Source organism: Variovorax sp. 01N425, from assembly GCF_056399465.1.
This window is the reverse complement of record NZ_JBFTRJ010000011.1, coordinates 151,494-170,315: the sequence shown is the minus strand read 5'-3', so window position 1 is coordinate 170,315 and position 18,822 is coordinate 151,494. Positions and strand designations below refer to the sequence as shown.

12 protein-coding genes and 15 tRNA genes are annotated in these 18,822 nt (G+C 66.9%); 23 read left to right on the top strand and 4 right to left on the bottom strand.

Annotated elements, in window-relative coordinates; all coding sequences use genetic code 11:
- The first annotated feature begins 6 nt into the window (after positions 1-6).
- On the top strand, positions 7-615 hold the full coding sequence (locus AC1DSC_RS20995; RefSeq protein ID WP_015866196.1) for a TetR/AcrR family transcriptional regulator: 609 nt from the start codon (positions 7-9) through the stop codon (positions 613-615).
- A 660-nt stretch (positions 616-1,275) separates the two neighbouring features.
- Positions 1,276-2,499, top strand: coding sequence for an IS110 family RNA-guided transposase (locus AC1DSC_RS20990; RefSeq protein WP_436288372.1), 1,224 nt, complete (start codon positions 1,276-1,278; stop codon positions 2,497-2,499).
- A 13-nt stretch (positions 2,500-2,512) separates the two neighbouring features.
- On the opposite strand, the gene AC1DSC_RS20985 is transcribed toward AC1DSC_RS20990, so the two are convergent.
- Together AC1DSC_RS20985 and AC1DSC_RS20980 are read right to left on the bottom strand one after the other, a co-directional pair.
- On the bottom strand, positions 2,513-3,076 hold the full coding sequence (locus AC1DSC_RS20985; RefSeq protein ID WP_436288373.1) for a thioredoxin family protein: 564 nt from the start codon (positions 3,074-3,076) through the stop codon (positions 2,513-2,515).
- A 16-nt stretch (positions 3,077-3,092) separates the two neighbouring features.
- Positions 3,093-3,476 carry a hypothetical protein gene (locus tag AC1DSC_RS20980; protein ID WP_015866194.1) on the bottom strand — a complete coding sequence of 128 codons (384 nt, stop codon included), beginning with the start codon at positions 3,474-3,476 and terminating at the stop codon, positions 3,093-3,095.
- A 353-nt stretch (positions 3,477-3,829) separates the two neighbouring features.
- Between AC1DSC_RS20980 and AC1DSC_RS20975 the strand changes: the two genes are divergently transcribed.
- From AC1DSC_RS20975 to AC1DSC_RS20955, 5 genes are all read left to right on the top strand, one after another.
- Positions 3,830-9,076: a trifunctional serine/threonine-protein kinase/ATP-binding protein/sensor histidine kinase gene (locus AC1DSC_RS20975; RefSeq protein ID WP_015866193.1), complete on the top strand. Its 5,247-nt coding sequence runs from the start codon at positions 3,830-3,832 to the stop codon at positions 9,074-9,076.
- 11 nt (positions 9,077-9,087) lie between these two features.
- Positions 9,088-9,753: a response regulator transcription factor gene (locus AC1DSC_RS20970; protein WP_015866192.1), complete on the top strand. Its 666-nt coding sequence runs from the start codon at positions 9,088-9,090 to the stop codon at positions 9,751-9,753.
- A 157-nt stretch (positions 9,754-9,910) separates the two neighbouring features.
- Positions 9,911-10,924 (top strand): ATP-binding protein, encoded by a 1,014-nt coding sequence (locus AC1DSC_RS20965; RefSeq protein WP_015866191.1) that lies wholly within the window; start codon positions 9,911-9,913, stop codon positions 10,922-10,924.
- Between the two features lie 213 nt (positions 10,925-11,137).
- On the top strand, positions 11,138-14,023 hold the full coding sequence (locus AC1DSC_RS20960; protein ID WP_436288374.1) for an ATP-binding protein: 2,886 nt from the start codon (positions 11,138-11,140) through the stop codon (positions 14,021-14,023).
- A gap of 154 nt (positions 14,024-14,177) precedes the next feature.
- Entirely contained in the window at positions 14,178-14,555 is a 378-nt protein-coding gene (locus AC1DSC_RS20955) for a response regulator transcription factor (protein WP_015866189.1), read from the top strand.
- 151 nt (positions 14,556-14,706) lie between these two features.
- On the opposite strand, the gene AC1DSC_RS20950 is transcribed toward AC1DSC_RS20955, so the two are convergent.
- Positions 14,707-15,081, bottom strand: coding sequence for a hypothetical protein (locus tag AC1DSC_RS20950; RefSeq protein ID WP_015866188.1), 375 nt, complete (start codon positions 15,079-15,081; stop codon positions 14,707-14,709).
- Between the two features lie 626 nt (positions 15,082-15,707).
- Between AC1DSC_RS20950 and AC1DSC_RS20945 the strand changes: the two genes are divergently transcribed.
- The 16 genes from AC1DSC_RS20945 (at position 15,708) to AC1DSC_RS20870 (ending at position 18,036) form a co-directional block, all read left to right on the top strand.
- Positions 15,708-15,784, top strand: a tRNA-Gly gene (locus tag AC1DSC_RS20945).
- Positions 15,785-15,933: 149 nt separating this feature from the next.
- Positions 15,934-16,018: transfer RNA gene (locus tag AC1DSC_RS20940), tRNA-Leu, on the top strand.
- A gap of 10 nt (positions 16,019-16,028) precedes the next feature.
- Positions 16,029-16,104 (top strand) — tRNA-Trp (locus AC1DSC_RS20935).
- A 25-nt stretch (positions 16,105-16,129) separates the two neighbouring features.
- Positions 16,130-16,206, top strand: a tRNA-Thr gene (locus tag AC1DSC_RS20930).
- A gap of 13 nt (positions 16,207-16,219) precedes the next feature.
- Positions 16,220-16,296 (top strand) — tRNA-Glu (locus AC1DSC_RS20925).
- Positions 16,297-16,322: 26 nt separating this feature from the next.
- A tRNA-Met gene (locus tag AC1DSC_RS20920) sits at positions 16,323-16,401 on the top strand.
- Between the two features lie 38 nt (positions 16,402-16,439).
- Positions 16,440-16,517, top strand: a tRNA-Gln gene (locus tag AC1DSC_RS20915).
- Positions 16,518-16,538: 21 nt separating this feature from the next.
- Positions 16,539-16,615, top strand: a tRNA-Pro gene (locus AC1DSC_RS20910).
- Between the two features lie 93 nt (positions 16,616-16,708).
- Positions 16,709-16,797: transfer RNA gene (locus AC1DSC_RS20905), tRNA-Ser, on the top strand.
- A 20-nt stretch (positions 16,798-16,817) separates the two neighbouring features.
- Positions 16,818-16,893 (top strand) — tRNA-Asp (locus tag AC1DSC_RS20900).
- A 65-nt stretch (positions 16,894-16,958) separates the two neighbouring features.
- Positions 16,959-17,036, top strand: a tRNA-Arg gene (locus tag AC1DSC_RS20895).
- A 30-nt stretch (positions 17,037-17,066) separates the two neighbouring features.
- A tRNA-Asn gene (locus AC1DSC_RS20890) sits at positions 17,067-17,143 on the top strand.
- A 9-nt stretch (positions 17,144-17,152) separates the two neighbouring features.
- A tRNA-Ile gene (locus tag AC1DSC_RS20885) sits at positions 17,153-17,227 on the top strand.
- Positions 17,228-17,235: 8 nt separating this feature from the next.
- Positions 17,236-17,309, top strand: a tRNA-His gene (locus AC1DSC_RS20880).
- 43 nt (positions 17,310-17,352) lie between these two features.
- Positions 17,353-17,427, top strand: a tRNA-Lys gene (locus AC1DSC_RS20875).
- Positions 17,428-17,472: 45 nt separating this feature from the next.
- Positions 17,473-18,036 (top strand): HNH endonuclease, encoded by a 564-nt coding sequence (locus AC1DSC_RS20870; RefSeq protein WP_062365228.1) that lies wholly within the window; start codon positions 17,473-17,475, stop codon positions 18,034-18,036.
- Between the two features lie 93 nt (positions 18,037-18,129).
- Here the strand turns inward: AC1DSC_RS20870 and AC1DSC_RS20865 are convergent, their stop codons facing one another.
- Positions 18,130-18,699 (bottom strand): cytochrome P460 family protein, encoded by a 570-nt coding sequence (locus tag AC1DSC_RS20865; RefSeq protein ID WP_369664739.1) that lies wholly within the window; start codon positions 18,697-18,699, stop codon positions 18,130-18,132.
- Between the last annotated feature and the right edge of the window lie 123 nt (positions 18,700-18,822).

The window sequence follows — 18,822 nt, the reverse complement described above, 5'->3', positions numbered from 1 at the left end:
TCGACCATGGTGCAAGCAGAACTGCCTCAGAACGGATTGCGCGAAAGGAAACGCCGCGAGACGCTTCAACGCGTTGCGCAGACGGGCCTCGAGTTGTTCGTCGTCAAGGGCTATGAACAGACCACGCTGGACGACATCGCGGCCGCCGCCGGCATATCGAGGCGGACTTTCTTCCACTACTTCAAGTCGAAGGACGAGATCCTGCTGGCTTGGCAGGGAGGACTGGTCGAGTCGGTTCGTGCCTCCGTGCTCGAGGTATCGACCGATCAATCGCCTCTGGATGCCTTGTGCGGTGCGTTGCTGAAGCAGGCCTCGCACTACGACACGTCCACCACGCTCGTCATCGCGCATCTTCTTCGATCGAGCGACCAGCTGCGCGCAGCCAACCAGGCCAAGTACCTGCAGATGGAGCAGGCGGTGTTCGAAGCGCTCTGTCGCCTCTGGCCACAGCGCACCCGCCGCGAAGGCCTGCGAATGGTGGCAATGGTCGGCATGGGCGCTTTCCGTGTTGCCGTCGATGAATGGGCCGACGGCGGAGGAAAGGAGCCATTCACCCGGCGCATCGAGAAGACATTCGCCAACTTGCGCGCCGAGCTGATGAGTGGAAGGGCATAGCCATCGAGGCCTTCATCCGGTGATCGCCGTCCTTGGCGTCTGCGCGATTCGGCAGTTCAGAACTGCTTGCCGTCGCGGCCTCGTAGGTCCCATGCATTCGTCTGCGGCTGCTCGATGGAGAGCAACCCGAGAATGCGCACGATGGCCGCTTGTACTTCGCAGATCGCCTCGATCTGCCGGCACCGCTGCGCGTCTTCGTGGACTTCATGGGCAACCAGGCGTGGGACTGATCCGCACCGACGAAGCTGGTGGCGTCCCGTCGAAGCAAAGGACGGCCGAACGCCCCGCCCGCTTCATGTTCGATCGCGTTTTCGGGCACCCGCGAATTCGCGGGCGGTGATGCATTGGCAGCTCACCGGATTGCGCACTTCATGCGCGAAACCGCCCGCAAGGAAAAGCAGCGCGAACCAGAGCTTCTTCATCTCAGTGGTCCATGGCGCCATGCGCCTTCCGCGCCGCATGAAACGCGGCTTTAATTGCTGCTGCGGCGTCCGGCACAGAGGTCGGTTCAAACTTGGTGCGTTTAGCCCGTATCTCAGTGGGACCCGCGGCTCCACGAGCACCCCGTACTGTCGCCTGGGGCTTGGCGCCCTTGAGCACGCATCCTAGAGTTCGATGACGTGGGCCGCACGCCGATGTCGCCGCACATTGGAGGCGATCATGGAAGTCATTCATTCCCGCTGCGCGGGCCTGGACGTTCACAAACAAACCGTGGTGGCGTGCGTGCGCATCGCTGGCGACGGCCCCCCGTTGCAGGAAGTGCGCACCTTTGCCACCACCACCTCGGCTCTGCTGAGCTTGTGCGACTGGCTGGACTCCTTCCAGGTCGAGGTGGTCGCCATGGAGGCCACCGGGGTGTACTGGAAGCCGGTGTGGCATGTGCTCGAAAGCCACTTCGAGCTGGTGCTGGCCAACGCTGCGCACGTGAAGAACGTGCCCGGGCGCAAGACCGACGTCAGCGACTCGATGTGGCTGGCCGACCTGTTGGCCCACGGCCTGATCCGCGCCAGCTTCGTGCCGCCGGTGGCCGTGCAGGAGCTGCGCACGCTCACGCGCACCCGCAAGCAGTTCGTGCGCGAGAGGAGCGCGCATGCGCAACGCATCGAGAAGGTGCTCGAAGACGCCAACCTCAAGCTCAGCGTCGTGCTCAGCGACATCCTGGGCAAGAGCGCGCGCGCGGTGCTGCAGGCCATCATCGACGGCCAGGACGACCCGCAGCACCTGATCTCCTGCATCGGGCGCGTCAAGGCCAGTCGCGCCGAGTTGCTGGAGGCGCTGCGCGGGCGCGTCAGTACGCACCACCGCTTCATGCTCAAGCTGCACCTGAGCCATATCGACGCGCTGGACCAGGCCATCGCCGCCATCGAGAAGGAGGTGGGCCTGGGGCTCGAGCCGTTTCGACAAGCCGCCAAGCTCCTGAGCACCATGCCGGGCCTGAGCGCCGTCAGCGCCCATGTGATCGTGGCCGAGATCGGCATCGACATGTCGCGCTTTGCCACGCCCGGCCACCTGCTGTCCTGGGCCTGCCTGTGCCCGCGCAACGACGAGAGCGCCGGAAAGCGCCGCTCCACCCGGCTGCGCCGCGGTGGCCAATGGCTCAAGACCACGCTGGTGCAGGCCGCCTGGTCCGCCGTGAGGGTCAAGGGCGGCTATCTGCAGGCGCAGTTCCACCGGCTGCGCGCCCGACGCGGCGCCAAGAAGGCCATCATCGCCGTGGCCGCCTCGATGCTCACCGCCGCCTGGCACATGCTGCGCGACGGCACCGAATGGCTGGACCTGGGCGCCGTCCACTTCGACCGCGCCGACGCTCACAAAACCGCGAACCGCCTCATCCGACGACTTCAGCAAATCGGCTACACGGTGCAAGTGACACCCGCTGGATAGGAAGCGTTTCATCCTAGCTTCCCGCCGCGGACGCCGGTTCGGCCAGCAGCGACTGAATCTTTTTCTCGGTGGTGGCGTAGCTGCCTTCGCCAAAGTGCGAGTAGACGATCTTTCCCTGCTTGTCGATCAGGTAGACCGCCGGCCAGTACTGATTGTTGAAGGCCTTCCAGGTGGCGTAGTGGTTGTCTTGCGCAACGGCGTGCTTGATCTGCAGCCGGCTGATCGCGTCCTGCGCGTTCCGGGTGGACTTCTCGTACGCGAACTCCGGCGTGTGCACGCCCACGACGACGAGGCCCTTGTCCTTGTACTTCTCGTTCCACGCCTGGACGTAGGGCAAGTGGTTGAGGCAGTTGATGCAGGTGTAGGTCCAGAAGTCGACGAGCACGACCTTGCCGCGCAGGTCCTGCAGCTTCAGCGGCGGGGAGTTGAGCCACTGGTCGATGTTCTGGAACTCGGGCGCGGTCTGCGCGGCGCTAGCGGGTATGTCGCCTCCGGACGGCGCTGCCGCCGCGGTGAATATGCCGACCGAGGCTGCAACGGCCGCGATGCCGATCAGCACGTTGGATCTCGTGGTCATGCTGGGGCTCCGGCGTTCAGCGCAAGGTCACGCCATCGGCGATGCCCGCCTGGCGCGTCGGGAGTACCCCGTGGATGCCGTATTGGGCAGGCACCCGGCTGTTGACGAAGGCCTCGACATAGAGGTTCTGGGCCGGCGCGTGAGCGAGGGCGCGGGCTTCGGCCTGCACTGCGGAACGGTCGAGCGTGGAGGGCAGCGCCGCAACCACACCCGAAGAGGCGCCATCGGCATAGGGATCTGCGGCGTGCGCAGCCGCGACAGCCTGGGCGCGAACGTCGCTGCGGGCGAGCGTCGAGTGCGTCTGCAACACGCCTTGATATTCCTCGGCATGGGCCTGCACTCCAACGAGAGCGGCAAGGATGGAGAACGAGGCAGCACTGGCGATTCGAGAGAGCTTCATGGTGATTTCCTTGGTAGTGAAGTGAGCTTGGGTAGAGAGAGCGAATGAATTGTTTGTCGCGCCCTCCCCTTCCGGCACAGATCGCGTATGCCTATGTGTCAGCGCTGGAATTGCACACACTACGTTTCCAAGTCGTCGGCCTTGCGGCGCGACGTGAAGCACCCTGAAGGCCAGGCCTAACAACGCCTAACACACGCCAACGCTCCCGACTGCCTCCACGCGGGCATTTGCGCTCCAATAGATACGCAGCGAAAGGACACCCGTCTCAAGACCATGCCGAGCAGCAGCGGACCGGGGCGTCCGGATCGCACAGAGGCATGTCCAGAACCGAACCTCCTTCGGAAGCTACCCCCATGCGACAAGAAGAACTCAGCGAGCGCCGCCAGGCAGAGATCCCGGACAGCACCCTTTACCTCGATCGCGCGGAAACCGAGCCCGCACACGGCCGTCTGCATATTTTTGCTGCGGTACAGGAGACCGTCGAACAGCAGTTCTCCGGTGCAGGCCTGCTTTCGCGGGATTTTTACGACCTGGGCACAGGCACGCCGCGCCTGGAACGCGCCAGCGCCGCCGGCTGCGCATCCTGGCTTGTTGCAGGGCGCGGCCAGGTCGCCCCGGCCACACTGGCCACGCTCCAGCGCGAATATGCGTTCCGCAGCGCCTTGCACGAGAACTGGGCCGCGGTGCCGATGGCGCTGGTGCCGCACGGCGAAGGGGCGCTGCTGGTTCTCAAAGACCCGGGCGGCGAACTGCTGCGCCGGACCGCCCGGCCGGTCCGCAACATGGAAGCATTCGTTGCGCTGGCACTCCAGCTCACCGCCGCCGTGCAGGCCATGCACGCGGCAGGCGTGATGCACCGTGCGCTGACGCCCGATCGCCTGCTGTGCACGCCCGGCGCAAGCGCCTACCTGACGGGTTTCGGCTACGCAGCGCGGCTCGATGCGGACAACGGCGTGCCGGCCGAAGGCAGCCTGGCATGGGACGAGGACAGCTTCGACTACATGGCGCCCGAACTCGGCGGGCGCATGAACATTCGCGTCGATGCGCGCGCCGATCTTTACTCCCTCGGCTGCATCCTCTACGAACTGCTGGCCGGCAGGCCTCCCTTCCAGGGCGAAGACGTTGCGGAACGGATCCACGCGCATGCGACGCAAAAGCCCCGCCCGCCCGGCGAACTGCGAGAGGGCGTCCCCGCGCAACTGTCGCTGCTGGTCCTGAAGCTTCTCGAGAAAGCGCCCGATCACCGCTATGGCAGCGCTGCGAGCGTGCTCGCGGACCTGCGCCACTGCGAGACGCTGCAGCGCCAGCGGGGATGCATTCCGCCCTTCGCGCTCGACGCCCACGCCACGCTGCACAGGATGCTGCGCACGCAGCAGGTGCTGGGCCGCGATGCCGAGCTGCAGATGCTGGACGCGCTCTACCGCGAAGTCGCGGGCAGTGCGCGATCGCGCGTCGCCTGGGTCTCGGGCCCATCGGGCATCGGCAAATCGATACTGCTGCGCGAGGCGGTGGCGCGCATCCAGCAATCGGGCACGCCGCTGCTGGCGGCGGTCAAGAGCGAGGAAGGCAGCCTCGGCAGGCCCTACGCGGTGCTGGTGCAGGCGCTCGAGCAGCTGCTGCAGTTCGTGCTCGGCTGCCCCGAGGACGAGTTCGCGATTTGGCAGGACCGGATCCGCGCCGCCACGAACGCGGTCGATCGCACCCTCGCCGGCTTCCTGCCCTCCCTGGCCCTGGTGCTCGGCCCGCAGGCCGAGACGCCCGAATCACCAGACACCGCACCCGCGATCGAACGGGAGCGCGTGCTCCACGGCATGGCACGCCTGCTGGCCTGCTTTGCAACGGCCGCGCGGCCCCTGCTGCTGTGGCTGGACGACCTGCAATGGGCGGATGCGGGAACCCTGCAGGTGCTCGAGCGCCTGCTTCACCAGTATCCCGGCAAGGCGCTGCTGCTGGTCGGCGCGTTCCGCGCCAAGGAGGTGGACGCGAACCATCCGCTGCGCACGGGCCGGCTTGCCGAAGTGCCCGACGCGGCAACCATGGAACTCGGCCCGCTCGACGAGGGCGCCCTGCGCGAACTGATCGCGCAGGCACTGCAGCAGGATGCCGATGCGCTCGGTCCGCTGGCCGAGGTGATCGGCCGCAAGACCCGGCGCAACCCGTTCTTTGCCCAGCACCTGCTCGGGCTCCTCGCCGACGACGGCCTGCTTGCCTACGATGCGCAGGCCGCGGCCTGGCGCTGGAGCCTGGAGCGCATCGCGGCCCATCCGGGCATCGACAATGTCGTCGACCTGCTGGCGCGCCGCTTCGAACAGCTGCCGGGCCCCACGCAATCCGTGCTGCAGCTGCTTTCCTGCCTTGGCCACCGTGCCTCGGGCGAAGCGCTCGCCGTCGCCGCGGGCCTGGCCTCCGGCGCCGACGCGCTGCGCAGCCTCGAAGCGGCGCTCGAACCGGCGCTGCAGGCCGGCAGCGTCTGCCGCGAGGACGGTGACTGGGTGTTCTGCCACGATCGCTTCCGCGAAGCGGCCTACGCCTCGATCCCGCCGGAGGAGCGCGCACCGCTGCACCTGCAGGTCGCGCGCCGCCAGCTTGCGCACCCGGCCATGTCGGCGCAGGTGTTCGCGATTGCCGCGCAGGCCGGGCTCGCGCGGCCGGCGGTCGATGCGCCCCACGAGCGGCGCCGCTTCGCCAGGCTCAACCTCGAGGCCGGACGCCAGGCCAAGGCCGCAACGGCACACCATTCGGCCCTGGGCTTCTTCCGCGCCGCGCTCGACTTCCTCGGCGAGGACGATGTCAGCGAGGACGGCCTTGCCGCGCGCGCCTCGTGCGGCGAGGCCGAATTCATGACCGGTGCGCTCGAAGTCGCCGAGGCGCGCCTGGCGGCACTGGAGCAGGTGGCGGGCGACGGCATCTTCGGCGCGGACCTGGCGCGCCTGCGGGCCGCGCTCTACACCACGCTCGGCCGCTTCGACCTGGCGCTGGGCGTCGGGCTGGCGTTCCTGCGCAAGTCGGGCATCCACGTGCCGATGCAGCCCGACGACGCCGCCGTCGACCGCGAATACGCGCAGCTCCAGGCGTGGCTCGAGCGCCATGGCATGGACGCGCTGCGGCAGCTGCCGGTCGCGACCGATCCGCTGCGCCGCGCCATCACCAACATCTTTGCCGACCTCATTCCGCCGGCGCTGTATACCGACCAGAACCTGGTCGACCTGATCCTGCTGCGCATGGCCAACCTCGGGATCGTGCACGGCCACACGGATGCCTCGGCGGACGGGTACGTGTGCATGACGCAGGTCTTCGGCGTGCGCTATGGCAACTACGCCGCGGCGCGCGAGTTCGGCGCGCTGGCACTGCACCTGGTCGACGAGCGCGGCCTCGTCCGCTACCGCGGCCGCGTCCACATGGCCTTCGGCACCATGATCGTGCCCTGGACGCAACCCGCCCGCGCGGCGCGCGACTACATCCGCCGCGCCTACAAGGTTTTGGTGGAGACCGCGGACCATACCTTCGCGATCTACTGCGCCCCCAACGAGGCCTCCGGCATGTTGTTCGCGGGCGAATTCCTGGGCGAGGTGCGCGACACGGTCGAGCGCGGCCTGGCCATCGCGCGCGACGCGAATTTCCAGTTCGTGGTCGATGCGCTGCTGTCCCAGAAACTGCTGCTGGCACGGCTGCAGGACGGCACCCGCGGCGACCCCGGCGAAGCGCCGCGCCTGCCCCCGGAAGGCGCGCCGCCCACGCTGGTGGACTTCGAATACTGGGTGTACCGGCTGGAGGGCGCGCTGCTGTGCGGCGAGCTCGCGGAGGCGCTCGAGGCCCGTGGCCGCGCCGAGGCCTGTGCGTCGGCGGGACGCACCTTTGCCGAGAGCGGCGAACTGCCGTACTACGGCGCGCTGGCGCTGCTCGCGCTGCCCGCGCGCAACGCCGCGCAGCAGGCGGCGCTGCAGCGCGACGTGGACCAGCTTGCCGCCTGGGCCCTGGCCTGCCCCGACAACTTCTCGGCCCGCTTCGAGCTGGTGCGCGCCGAGCTGGCCCGCGTCGACGGCAGGCCGCTCGAAGCGAGCGAGGCCTATGCGCACGCGGTGTCGAAGGCCCGCCGCAACGGCTTCACGCAGGTCGAGGCGCTGGCCGCCGAACTGGCCGCCGCCTTCCACGCCGGCCGCGGGGATGAACTGTCCGCGCACGGCCACCTGCGCTACGCACGCGGCGCATGGCAGCGCTGGGGCGCCACGGCCAAGGTGCGGCAGCTGCAGGCCGCCCATCCCGCGGTGTTCGAGCAAGACGCATGGGCGCCCGCCGCGAGCCGCCTCCAGGCGCTCGACGCGCAGGCCGTGCTGCGCATCTCGACAGCGCTCGCGAGCGACATCGTTCCCGCGCGGCTGGTGGAAACGCTGCTGCGCACCGCGCTAGAGAGTGCCGGCGCCGGCTACGGCACGCTGACGCTGCTGCGCCAGGGCGCCTGGCAGGTGCGCGCGCAGGCCCAGGTGCTGGATGGCGCCATCTCGGTGACGCAGGAGCCGGTCGCGCTCGGCAGCGGCACCTGCCCGGTATCGATCGTGCAGTCCGTCGCGCGCACCCAGCAGCGCATCGTGGTGGGCGATGCGCGCGAGGAGCCGTCCCTGGCCCAGGACGACTACGTGCGCCGCCGGCGGCCGCGCTCGGTCCTGTGCGTGCCGTTGATGCGCCATGCGACGCTCATCGGCGTGCTGTACCTCGAGAACAACCTTGCGGCCCACGTCTTCACGCAATCCAAGGCCGAGGTGCTGGAAGTGATCGCCTCGCATGCGGCCTTCGCGCTGGAGAACGCCCGCCTCTACGAAGAGCTGCTCGAACAGAACCACCAGCGCGCCCTTGCCGAAGAAGAACTGCGCGGGGCGCTTGCCGAACTCGAGCGCGCGAGCCGCCTGAAGGCCATGGGCGAACTGGTGGCGTCCATCGTCCACGAGATCGGCCAGCCGATCGCGGCCGTCGACACCTCCGCCAGCGCCGCGCTGCGCTGGCTCGATCGCAGCACGCCGGATATTTCGGAAGCGCGCGAGATGCTCATCCACATCAGCAAGAGCGCGCTGCGGGCCCGCACCATCATCCAGGGCCTGCGGGCCAAGGCGCGCAAGGCCGAGCCGCAGTTTGCGGTGTTCGACCTCAACGAAGCACTGCGCGAAGCGGTGACGCTGGTTGCCGGCCCGCTCGAATCGCTGGGCATCGTGCTCGAGCTGCAGGGCCTGGACGCGCCGGAGCCGGTCTACGGCGACCGCGTCCAGCTGCAGCAGGTTGCCGTGAACCTGCTGATGAACGGCGCCGAATCGATGACGGGGCTCGAGCACGGCACACCGCGGCGGCTGCTGCTGGCATGCGCGAGCGACCAGGAAGGCCGCGTGCGCGTCGCGGTGGACGACGTCGGCACCGGCATCGGCGCCGAGGACGCCGACCGGCTGCTGCAGCCCCTCTTCAGCACCAAGGCCAACGGCATGGGCATGGGCCTGGCGATCTGCAAGTCGATCCTCGATGCGCACGACGGGACGCTGGCCCTGCTGCCGCGCGAGACGGTGGGCACGCGTGCCGTATTCACGCTGCCGCGCCCCGATCCGGTGCAACCGACCTGAGCCGACCACCCATGCATCCTGCCACCGATCTCTCCCCACCCTTGCAGGCGGACCGCGATACGCGCGTCGTCTACATCGTCGATGACGACGAACTCGTGCGCAATGCGCTGGGCAGCCTGCTGCGTTCGATCGACCTGGAGGTCCGCACCTTCGCCGACACCGAGGAATTCCTTGCCGCGCCGCGTGCCGGCGGCGCTTCCTGCCTGGTGCTGGACGTGCGACTGCGCGGCCAGAGCGGCCTGGCCTTGCAGCAAACCCTGCTGCAGCCCGGCCGCGCGCCGATCCCCATCATCTTCATGACCGGCCACGGCGACATCGCCATGACCGTGCGGGCGATGAAGGCCGGCGCCATGGACTTCCTGAGCAAGCCCTTTCGCGAGCAGGACATGATCGATGCGGTCACCGCCGCGCTGGACAAGGACGCCAGGCGCCTGGCGCTCGGGCACTCGCTGCATGCCTTGCGCGTGTGCTGGGACTCGCTCACGCCGCGCGAGCGCGAGGTGGTGCAGCATGTGGCCGCGGGCCTGATGAACAAGCAGATCGCCGCCCGCATGGGCATTGCAGAGATCACCGCCAAGATCCATCGGGGCCAGGCGATGCGCAAGATGAACTCGCGCTCGGTCGCGGAGCTGGTGCGCAAGATGGAAGCGCTCGGCCTCCTGCAGGCCGCGCACTGAACGCGCCGCTCGGCACGCCCTCACCGGTCCACACGGACGCATGGTGAGGGCAAACCTTCGTAGGGGTTGGCCGAACGCTGGTGCAATGGTGCGCGCGCCCTCCCCCGTGATGTCATCTCCTTTGTGCCGGCCGTTGCGCCGGCGAACGGAGAAAGAGATGACCTGCAGCCCCTTGAAGTCCATCGGCACCATCCATCCCAATACCGCCAGCGGCATGGCGCTGGCCGCGGCCCGCGCGCTCGCCGTCCTCGCGTTCGGGCAGAACGCGCATGCGTCGGCGCTTGCACCAACGGCCTGCACGATCGGCGGCAGCACGCCGTGGCTCCTGGGCATGCCGCTGCTCGCCGGCCTCGCGCTGGTGGCGGCGTTCCTCGGATTCAAGCTCCGGGCCCACCGTGCGAGTGCGGCGCGCCTGGCCGTCATGCTGGAACGCGCGGCAAGCGACGCCCGCATACCTGCGCTGGAAGAAAGCGGTCCGGCCGACATCGGCCGGGTGGCGCGCGCGGTCAATACGCTCGGCCGCCGGCAGGCCGAGCGCCAGGCGCAGCACCTGGACGTGCAGGCCGGCTATGCGCACGACCTGCGCACGCCGCTCACCCGCATGGGACTGCGCTGCGAAATGCTCGGGGACGCCGAGGCGCGCAAGGCCATGGAGCGGGACCTCGCCGAGATGCGCGAGCTGGTCGAGGGCAGCATCGCCTGCGCGCGGATGCAGCACAGCCTGGCCGAGCCGCTGCAGCGGGTCGACGCCGATGGCCTGATCGGCAACCTGGTGCGCAACTACCGCGACTCGGGCCGTGCGATTGCGCTCGACGGATGCATCGGCCAGCCGGTGGTTGCCTGTCCCCTCGCGCTGCGGCGCGTGCTGGCCAACCTGATCGACAACGCCTTGCGCTACGGCACGGACGTGCGCGTTTGCGCCCGCGTCGATACGACGAGCCTCGTGCTGGCCGTGGTCGACTCCGGCCCGGGCATCCGGCCGGCGCAGATCGACGCCGTCCTCTCCCCCTGGGTGCGGGGGCAGCAGCTGCAAGAGGGCAAGCCCGGGTCCGGCCTCGGCCTGGCGATCTCCCGGCGCCTGGTGCAGGCGATGCAGGGCGAGCTCCATCTGGAGAACCGCCGCAGCGGCGGGTTCGAGGCACGGTTGACGCTGCCGCTCGTGGTTGCGTGACGCAGGCGCGGATGCAGGCGCCGGAGGGGCAAGGCGCCGCCCGCTGCATTTTTGCGGTGCGCTGATGAATACCAGAAATGCCGTCGCGTCTTCGCACCGAGGCCGATGAGCCTCTGGCTGTAAACTCCGGCGGCCTCGGCGACGCGCGAATCTGCTGCCATTCGTGAGCGGAGCATCCAGGAACTTTCAAATCCAATTTCGTCCCGCATTCCATTGAGCCCGCCACCGGCCATCAGGAAAGAACCGCTCGCCCAGCCAGGCGAGATCGTTTCATTCGGCCCTTTCACCCTGCGAGTCAACGAGCGGCTGCTGGCGCGCAACGGCGTGCCGCTGGATCTGGGTGGCCGCGCCATGGATGTGCTCCTCGCGCTGATCGCCAGGGCCAACGCCGTGGTGAGCAAGGAGGAACTGCTGGCAGAGGCTTGGCCCGGCGTGGTCATTTCAGACGGAAGCCTGCGCTACCAGATCACGATGCTGCGGCAGGCGCTCGGCGATGGGCAGGATGGCGCCCGCTATGTGTCGAACATCGTCGGCCGCGGCTACTGCTTCGTCGCCAAGATTTCCAGGACCTTTGCCGAGCCGGAGGTGCAGGCGCAGCGGGACGAGTCGCCGGTCGAGCCTGGCTTGCCTGCGCCGCCGGGCCTGCTGGTCGGGCGCAGCGGGGATCTGGCCGCCATTGCGGCGCAGCTTGCCAAGGGACGCTTCGTCACGCTGGTGGGTACCGGGGGCGTCGGCAAGACGACGGTCGCGGTCCGGACCGGGCACGATCTGCTGGCCGATTTCGCCGGCGCGGTCGTCTTCGTGGACCTGGCGACACTCACCGATCCTTCCTTGGTCCCGACCGCCATCGCCTCGATGCTGCGGCTCTCGGTGCGTTCCGCCGATCCGGTTCCCAGCCTGATCTCGTACTTGCGCGAGCGCCGGATGCTCCTTGTCCTGGACAACTGCGAACACGTGATCGCGGCGGCAGCTTCGCTGGCCGAGAGAATCTTCCAGGCCGCGCCCAGCATCCATATCCTGGCCACGAGCCGGGAGGCGCTGCGGGTCCGGGGAGAGTATGTCCACCCGCTGAATCCATTTGCCAGTCCGCCGGACCTTCCCGGCCTCGGCGCGCGCGAGATCCTCGCGTATCCCGCCACGCGCCTGTTCGTGGACAGGGCCGAGGCCAGCGGAAGCACGCTCGACCTCGACGGCACCGACGCGCCGATCATCGCGAACATCTGCAGAAAGCTCGATGGCGTGGCGCTGGCCATCGAACTCGCGGCGCGCCGCGTGTCGACCTATGGGCTGCACCAGACCGCCACGCTGCTGGACGAGCGGCTCGCGCTTTCATGGCTCGGCCAGCGCGGCGCGCAGCCGCGGCACGCCACGCTGCAGGCCACGCTGGACTGGAGCTACGAGCTTCTCGACATCCACGAACGGCGGGTGCTGTGCCGCCTGTGCGTCTTTGTCGGGTACTTTTCGCTCGATGCCGCGCGCCATGTGGCCGATGCGGACAACCTGTCGAAGGAACAGATCGTCGCCGCGATCGCGAGCCTGGCGGAGAAGTCCTTGCTTGCCATCCGGCCGTCGGGCGCCTTCACCCAGTACCGCCTTCTGGAAAGCACGCGCACCTACGCACTCTCGAAGGCCGACGAAGCGACCGTGGACGACGCGTCGCTGCACCACGCGCGCTACTTTAGGGACCGGCTGCAACAGATGGCGGCGTCCCGCGGCGCCGGGCATGCGCCCGATGGCGCCTCGGAGACAGCCGACCTGGGCAACATCCGCGCCGCCCTCACGTGGTGTTTCGGCCGGGGCCGCGCGACGGAGCTGGGCGTTTCGCTCGCATCGGCCGCAGTGCCTGCGTTCCTGGCGAAGTCATTGCTGGCCGAGTGCCACGGCTGGTCGAGGCGAGCGCTTGCGCAGCTCACGCCCGCACTGCGCGGCAGCTCGACCGAAATGCACCTGCAGGCAGCCATCGGTGTCTCGCAGATGTTCACCCGCGGCAACAGCGACGAGGTGCGGGCGGCTCTGGAGCGCAGCCTCGAGGTGGCCGAGGCACTGGAAGATGCCGCCAGCCAGGTCCAGCTGCTTGGCCGGCTCCAGATCTTTCACGAGCGTATCGGCGACTTCGTCGAATCATTGAAATACGCGCATCGCTGCGCCCGCGTGGCCAGCACCATCGGCGACGCGACCGCGGTGGCCGCGGCGAATTCGCTGGTCGGGCTCTGCAACCATCTGCTGGGCGATCAGCCCGAGGCCAGGCGCCTGCTCGAAGCCGCGCTCGCCGGGTCGCCCGATTCGCTGCAGGACAGCAGCATCTACTCTGGATTCGATCTGCGCAACCGCGCCCGCATCGCGCTGGCCAGGACCTTGTGGCTCCAGGGCTACCCGTCGCAGGCCGTCGTGCTCGCGCAGCGCGCCGTCGACGAAGCGCGGCAACTGGACCATCCCGTCACGCTGTGCATCGCGCTGATCTGGGCGGTGTCGGTGTACATGTGGGTCGGCGACCTGGAACGCGCCGAACGGGACATCGACCGATTCATCGCCTATGCGGAGGCCCATTCGCTCACGCCGTACCTGGCCGTGGGCCGGGGGGTCAAGGGCGAACTGGCCGTCAGGCGCGGCGATGCCGGGCGCGGCGTCCAGGCGATCCAGGACTGCCTGGTGGAGCTTCGCGAATCCCGCTACGAGCTGCTCACCACGGCATTCAACCTGACGCTGGCCGAGGGCCCGACCGCCCTGGGGCAGACAGCCGACGCGCTGGAACTGCTGGACGACACCCTGGCGCTGGTGCATGCAAAAGGCGACCTGTACAACCTTCCGGAACTCCTTCGGGCCAAGGCCCGCGCGTTGTCGTGCCTGCCGCCTTCGCACGCGGCGCAAGCCGAGGAGTGCCTCGTCCAGTCGCTCGCCAGCAGCAGGCAGCAAGGCGCCCGCGCGTGGGAGCTGCGAACGGCGACCGACCTTGCGCGGATGTGGCAGGCAGCCGGACGCGAGCGCGAGGCGCGAGCCCTGCTGGAAGGCATCCTTGCCCACTACACCGAAGGCTTCGACACCACGGACCTTCAACAGGCGCAGCAGCTCTTCGGCAAGGCAAAAGGCGCGGCCGTCTGACCGTGCTCCCTGGCCGGCCGGCAACGGGCGCGCGCCGGCCATCCATACCTACATATGATGGCGCCGCCCGCTGGCGGCGCTAATCTGGGGCACCGGGCAGCGGCGGCGGGATCGTCCCGGCCGCTTGCCAGGTCAAAGAGCCCGGATTTTTCCCTTGCAACCCCTCAGCATCGAACTCGTGTCCATCGTCGACGACGATCCTTTCGTGCGCGCCGCGACCAGCAGCCTCGTGCGCTCGCTCGGCTGGGAAGCGCGCGAGTTCGCGTCGGGCCCGGCCTTCCTTGCCTCCGGCATGGCGACCCATACGCAATGCCTGGTCTGCGACGTGCAAATGCCGGCGATGGACGGCATCGAGTTGCTGGACCGGCTCCTGGGCCAGGGCATCGACGTTCCCACGCTGTTCATCACCGCGCTCGCATCGGCCCGTGTGCGCGAGCGCGTGCAGGCGAGCACCGCGCTGTGCCTGATCGAGAAGCCGATCGACGCGCGCGAGCTGCAGGCCTGGATCGGCCGCGCACTCCGGCGCGGCTGACCATGGTCCTGGTTGCGGCCTTGGCTTTTCCTGGAACTTGGCCGCGCGTCCCGCAGCCACTTCTTGGCGCCCCTGCACCTCCTGCGCTTCACGCCCAGCCTGCGTGGCGTTCCAGTCAGGCATCCCAGACGGCAGAAGAAGACCGCCCCACTCACTCCTTCTGAGGCGCCCCATGCTCCAGCAAGATGGTCCTCAGCGCACGCTTGCCGCGCGCGTTCTGAGCTCTATAGGCTCGGCGGGCCAGCTCGACGAAGCGCTCCTCCCCCGGGTCCTGCAACGGCTCCGCGCTTTGAGGCGCATCGAGCCAAAGTGGCTCCTTGCCACAACGGCTCTCGATCTGCCGTGCGAGCTTGTCGGAAATGACGCGGCCCTTCTTGATCTGGCTCCACATGCTCGCGGAGATCTGCAGCTTCTCCGCGAACTTCGCCGCCAGGCCGAGCGGTTCCGCCCCATTGGACGCACGCTCCGCAACGAAGTCGCCGAAGAGGATCAGGACATTATTGCGACGAATGGCAGGCAGGGACATGCTGGGAGCGGCGGAGCAAAGCGTCCGTGTGAACGGACGTGGAGTGAGAAAAAGACACAACACCCAAAAAAAGTATTGCGTCGCGCAGTAAACCCAGTTTACATTACATCCATCGACGAAATTGATTCGTCCAGTTTCTTCCGCAACCACCTTCGATTCATCGAGAACTCGCCAACCACTGGAACCATCGTGAACGCAAACCTGAGCTCACTGAACCATCGACCCGCATCGGGCCGGACGTTCGTGCGCGTCTTGTTTTGTGGTGGCAGCAACCTGACGACATTCAAGATGCATTCGCAGCTGAACTCCTTTCCCGCGATTCCGGCCAGCTTGTGGCTCGGACAGCAGTACGAGGATCAGCCGCACCCGGGTGGAGGTAGTGCGTAGGCGCGCACCTTCCAAGCTCTCTCGCCAGAGGCCCGGATTCCCAAGTGGATTCCGGGCCTTTTTGTTTTTTCCGTGCGGATCGAACCGCACACAACTGCGAACGGCACCTGGTGCCGGCCGCCACAGCAGTGATCGCGCTGCCGTGAACTCACCCGGCGAGTGGCGCCGGTGGGTGATCCTTAAAAATTTGCCGCGAGTCGCGCCCCTCACTGGTGGGGCCACCGACTCGCAAAAAACTTGCAGCCGTAGCTCAGCCAGGTAGAGCGCAACGTCGCCAACGTTGAGGCCGAGGGATCGAAGCCCTCCTGCTGCTCCATTTCGGGTGTGCCTTTGCAGCACCTCCAGAGGCCAACCGCGTCGGCGGCCTGGAGGGATGTGCACGGTCTGGACCCAGCCATGTGCAGCGATGTCGACGTGGGCGCGCAAGCGCTCGAATCGCGTGAAGACACAACCGAAATGGAACCACCCCCGATGGCGGAACAGGTAGACGCACCGGACTCAGAATCCGGCGACGAAAGTCATGCAAGTTCGAGGCTTGCTTGGGGGACCACCAGCTTCTTGAGTGCCTAGTTCAACTGGCAGAACACCGGTCTCCAAAACCGGCGGTTGAAGGTTCGACTCCTTCGGTGCTCGCCATTTCTCGTAGCACGGACAAAGTTTCGTCCGCATAGCTCAGCTGGTAGCAGCGCTCGCCTTGTAAGCGAGAGGTCGTCCGTTCGATTCGGACTGCGGGCTCCATTCGCAGATTCATGTCGTATTCGTCTAGTGGCTTAGGACGCAAGGTTTTCATCCTTGTAGACGCGGGTTCGAATCCCGCATACGACTCCACATCGACATTCATCAGCATCACACACAGCGCGGTAGGGGAGCCTGGCCGTCCCCGCGAGTTTCATACGCTCGAGATCGCAAGTTCAAATCTTGCTCGCGCAACCATCGCTTTCTGTCAACTCAAGGTTGGCGCAAATGCATACAGACCGTTCGCCAAGCTGGACTAAGGCACCTGACTTTGACTCAGGCAATCGCACGTTCGAATCGTGCACGGTCTGCCAGTAAATTGATCGAAAGAAAATCCGTGTTTGGCGCAGTCTGGTAGCGCATCTGGTTTGGGACCAGAGGGTCGCAGGTTCGAACCCTGCAACACGGACCAACACAAGAGCGAGACAGGGCGATGCAGATCGTCCTCTCGTGGAAACCGGACGCAAAAATTGGGCGTCGCCGGAACTCGTAACCGGACACCATTGGAGCATTGGCCGAGAGGTCCAAGGCAGCGGCTTGCTAAGCCGTGGCCGCGCAAGCGGCTCGTTCGTTCGAATCGAACATGCTCCGCCAGTTTCTTCACCACATACAGTGATCCGTTAACTCAGCGGCCAGAGTGCCTCCCTGTCCAGGAGGAAGCCAAGGGTTCAACTCCCTTACGGATCGCCACCCACCCACCACGCACGAGCGTTCGACTCGCTCCGCATTCGCCAATTTCTCCAAGTCATTTCCCTCCCGCGTTAGCTCAACTGGATCAGAGCACCGGCCTACGAAGCCGGGGGTTGCACGTTCGAATCGTGTGCGCGGGGCCAAACATCTCACACGCGGTTCTTTTCTTTTTTTCCTCGGTAGCTCAGTTGGTAGATGCACCGCACTGTTAATGCGGATGTCCCTGGTTCGAGCCCAGGTCGAGGAGCCACTTGCCTTCAGCCGCATAGCTCAGTGGCAGAGCACCGTCTCGATAAGGCGGGGGCCGATGGATCGTTCCCATCTGCGGCTACCAGTTCAATGGTGCGCGTAGCTCAATGGCAGAGCCGCTGGTTGTGGTCCAGCTGACGACGGTTCGATCCCGTTCGTGCACCCCATCTCTTCACAAACTGCCGCCAGACCTCAGGTCACACGCGCGTCGCGGGTATAGCTCAGAGGCAGAGCAACCGGCTTTTAACCGGTAGGCCGAGATTTCGAAATTCTCTGCCCGCACCACAGGCGAGTCCAACAATCGCTCGGCCATGAAAGGAGGCCTTCACCATGAAACCCCAAGTACTTCAGCTGGATGTCCAGGGCACGCCTCAAGCATGGATTTCGCTCGAGCAGGCAGCATCCCACTACGCCACTGGTGCTGTCGTCTGGGAAGACGGCGCAGGCCCATTGGCCACGATGCGTGGCGGCTTCAATGTGGCGCGCGGCGTGCAGTCCCGGCTCGAGATTTCACCGATCATCGCTCTCAAAGGCTGTGCAAAGGTCAACTTGTTCGAGCACACGCCCGCCTTCAACCGGCGCAAGCTCTTTGTCCGAGATCGCTTCATCTGCGCGTACTGCGCCCAGCGATTCCGCGAGCAGGACCTGACGTGCGAGCACATCGTTCCCGAGAGCCGCGGCGGTACCTGGGACTGGATGAATCTGGTGGCCGCTTGCCGCGCGTGCAACTCCGAAAAAGCGGACCGGACGCCGGAGGAAGCCGGCATGAAGCTGGTCTATCTTCCGTATGTTCCCAGCAGGTGGGAAGACTTCCTCCTGGAGGGACGGAATGTGCGAGCCGACGTGCACGAGTGGCTGGCGAGTCGGCTTCCGAAAGGCTCCAGGCTCAACTGAAAGACGAAGGGGCGCTTCCGCAAGGGGCGCCCCTTTTTCCGTTGGAGGGTCGGCCAGCACGGCGCGGGCTGCGCACTCGAGTCGTCCGTAGCATCAGCGCGCAAGCCGCGTGAACACGTAGTCGTGGTTCTTCACCAGCGCCTGGTGGCAGGCGAAGCAGGTCTGGTGCTGCGCCAGGTCCGCGGGCTTGCCGTCGACGAAGCGGCCGAATCCCCATCCGCCCGTGGCCGCGAATTTTTTCGAGTCCTTCACCATCACCTGCACGGTGGTCGCTGCGCCTGGGATCGACGCAGGCGCGAATTCCGGCGACTGCACATGCTTCCATGCCAGCTTGGTGAGGATGGTTCCGTCGGGGAAGGGCAGCGTGCCCTGGTCGTAGGCCTGGATTGCCTTGGCATTGCCGAGCACCACGCGCAGTTCGTTCAATGGCTCCGCCTCGATTGCCGGCGCAATCAGCTGCCACTGACGGTAGCCCTTGGGAAGGGTGACGCCGTACAAGGGCGAGGCATCCGAAGTCTTCGCGTCCTCCTCCGCAGCGCTGGAGGTTGCGGCGAAGACGCCGGCCGCTGCCGCGAGCGCAAGCAGGCCGAAGCCGGTGAGCTTTGCCAGCGTGCCTTGGCATGAAGACGGGCGCGCATGGCGCGTTGTGTGGTTTCGATTCATGAGGTAGTGGACCTTGTGCGTTGGAAATTGCCGCCGGGCGTGAAGGCTCCGCGGCGCCTGAACGCGTGGATTTTTCAGCGCCCCTGCCGCTTGCAAACGGGGTTCCGTATGCCTGTGTATCTG

Excerpts from the sequence above, each read along its gene's own strand:
- AC1DSC_RS20980 (WP_015866194.1), bottom strand. The coding sequence starts at position 3,476 with ATGAAGCTCTCTCGAATCGCCAGTGCTGCCTCGTTCTCCATCCTTGCC.
- AC1DSC_RS20870 (WP_062365228.1), top strand. The coding sequence starts at position 17,473 with ATGAAACCCCAAGTACTTCAGCTGGATGTCCAGGGCACGCCTCAAGCA.
- AC1DSC_RS20985 (WP_436288373.1), bottom strand. The coding sequence starts at position 3,076 with ATGACCACGAGATCCAACGTGCTGATCGGCATCGCGGCCGTTGCAGCC.
- AC1DSC_RS20865 (WP_369664739.1), bottom strand. The coding sequence starts at position 18,699 with ATGAATCGAAACCACACAACGCGCCATGCGCGCCCGTCTTCATGCCAA.
- AC1DSC_RS20965 (WP_015866191.1), top strand. The coding sequence starts at position 9,911 with ATGACCTGCAGCCCCTTGAAGTCCATCGGCACCATCCATCCCAATACC.
- AC1DSC_RS20970 (WP_015866192.1), top strand. The coding sequence starts at position 9,088 with ATGCATCCTGCCACCGATCTCTCCCCACCCTTGCAGGCGGACCGCGAT.
- AC1DSC_RS20975 (WP_015866193.1), top strand. The coding sequence starts at position 3,830 with ATGCGACAAGAAGAACTCAGCGAGCGCCGCCAGGCAGAGATCCCGGAC.
- AC1DSC_RS20995 (WP_015866196.1), top strand. The coding sequence starts at position 7 with ATGGTGCAAGCAGAACTGCCTCAGAACGGATTGCGCGAAAGGAAACGC.
- AC1DSC_RS20950 (WP_015866188.1), bottom strand. The coding sequence starts at position 15,081 with ATGTCCCTGCCTGCCATTCGTCGCAATAATGTCCTGATCCTCTTCGGC.
- AC1DSC_RS20990 (WP_436288372.1), top strand. The coding sequence starts at position 1,276 with ATGGAAGTCATTCATTCCCGCTGCGCGGGCCTGGACGTTCACAAACAA.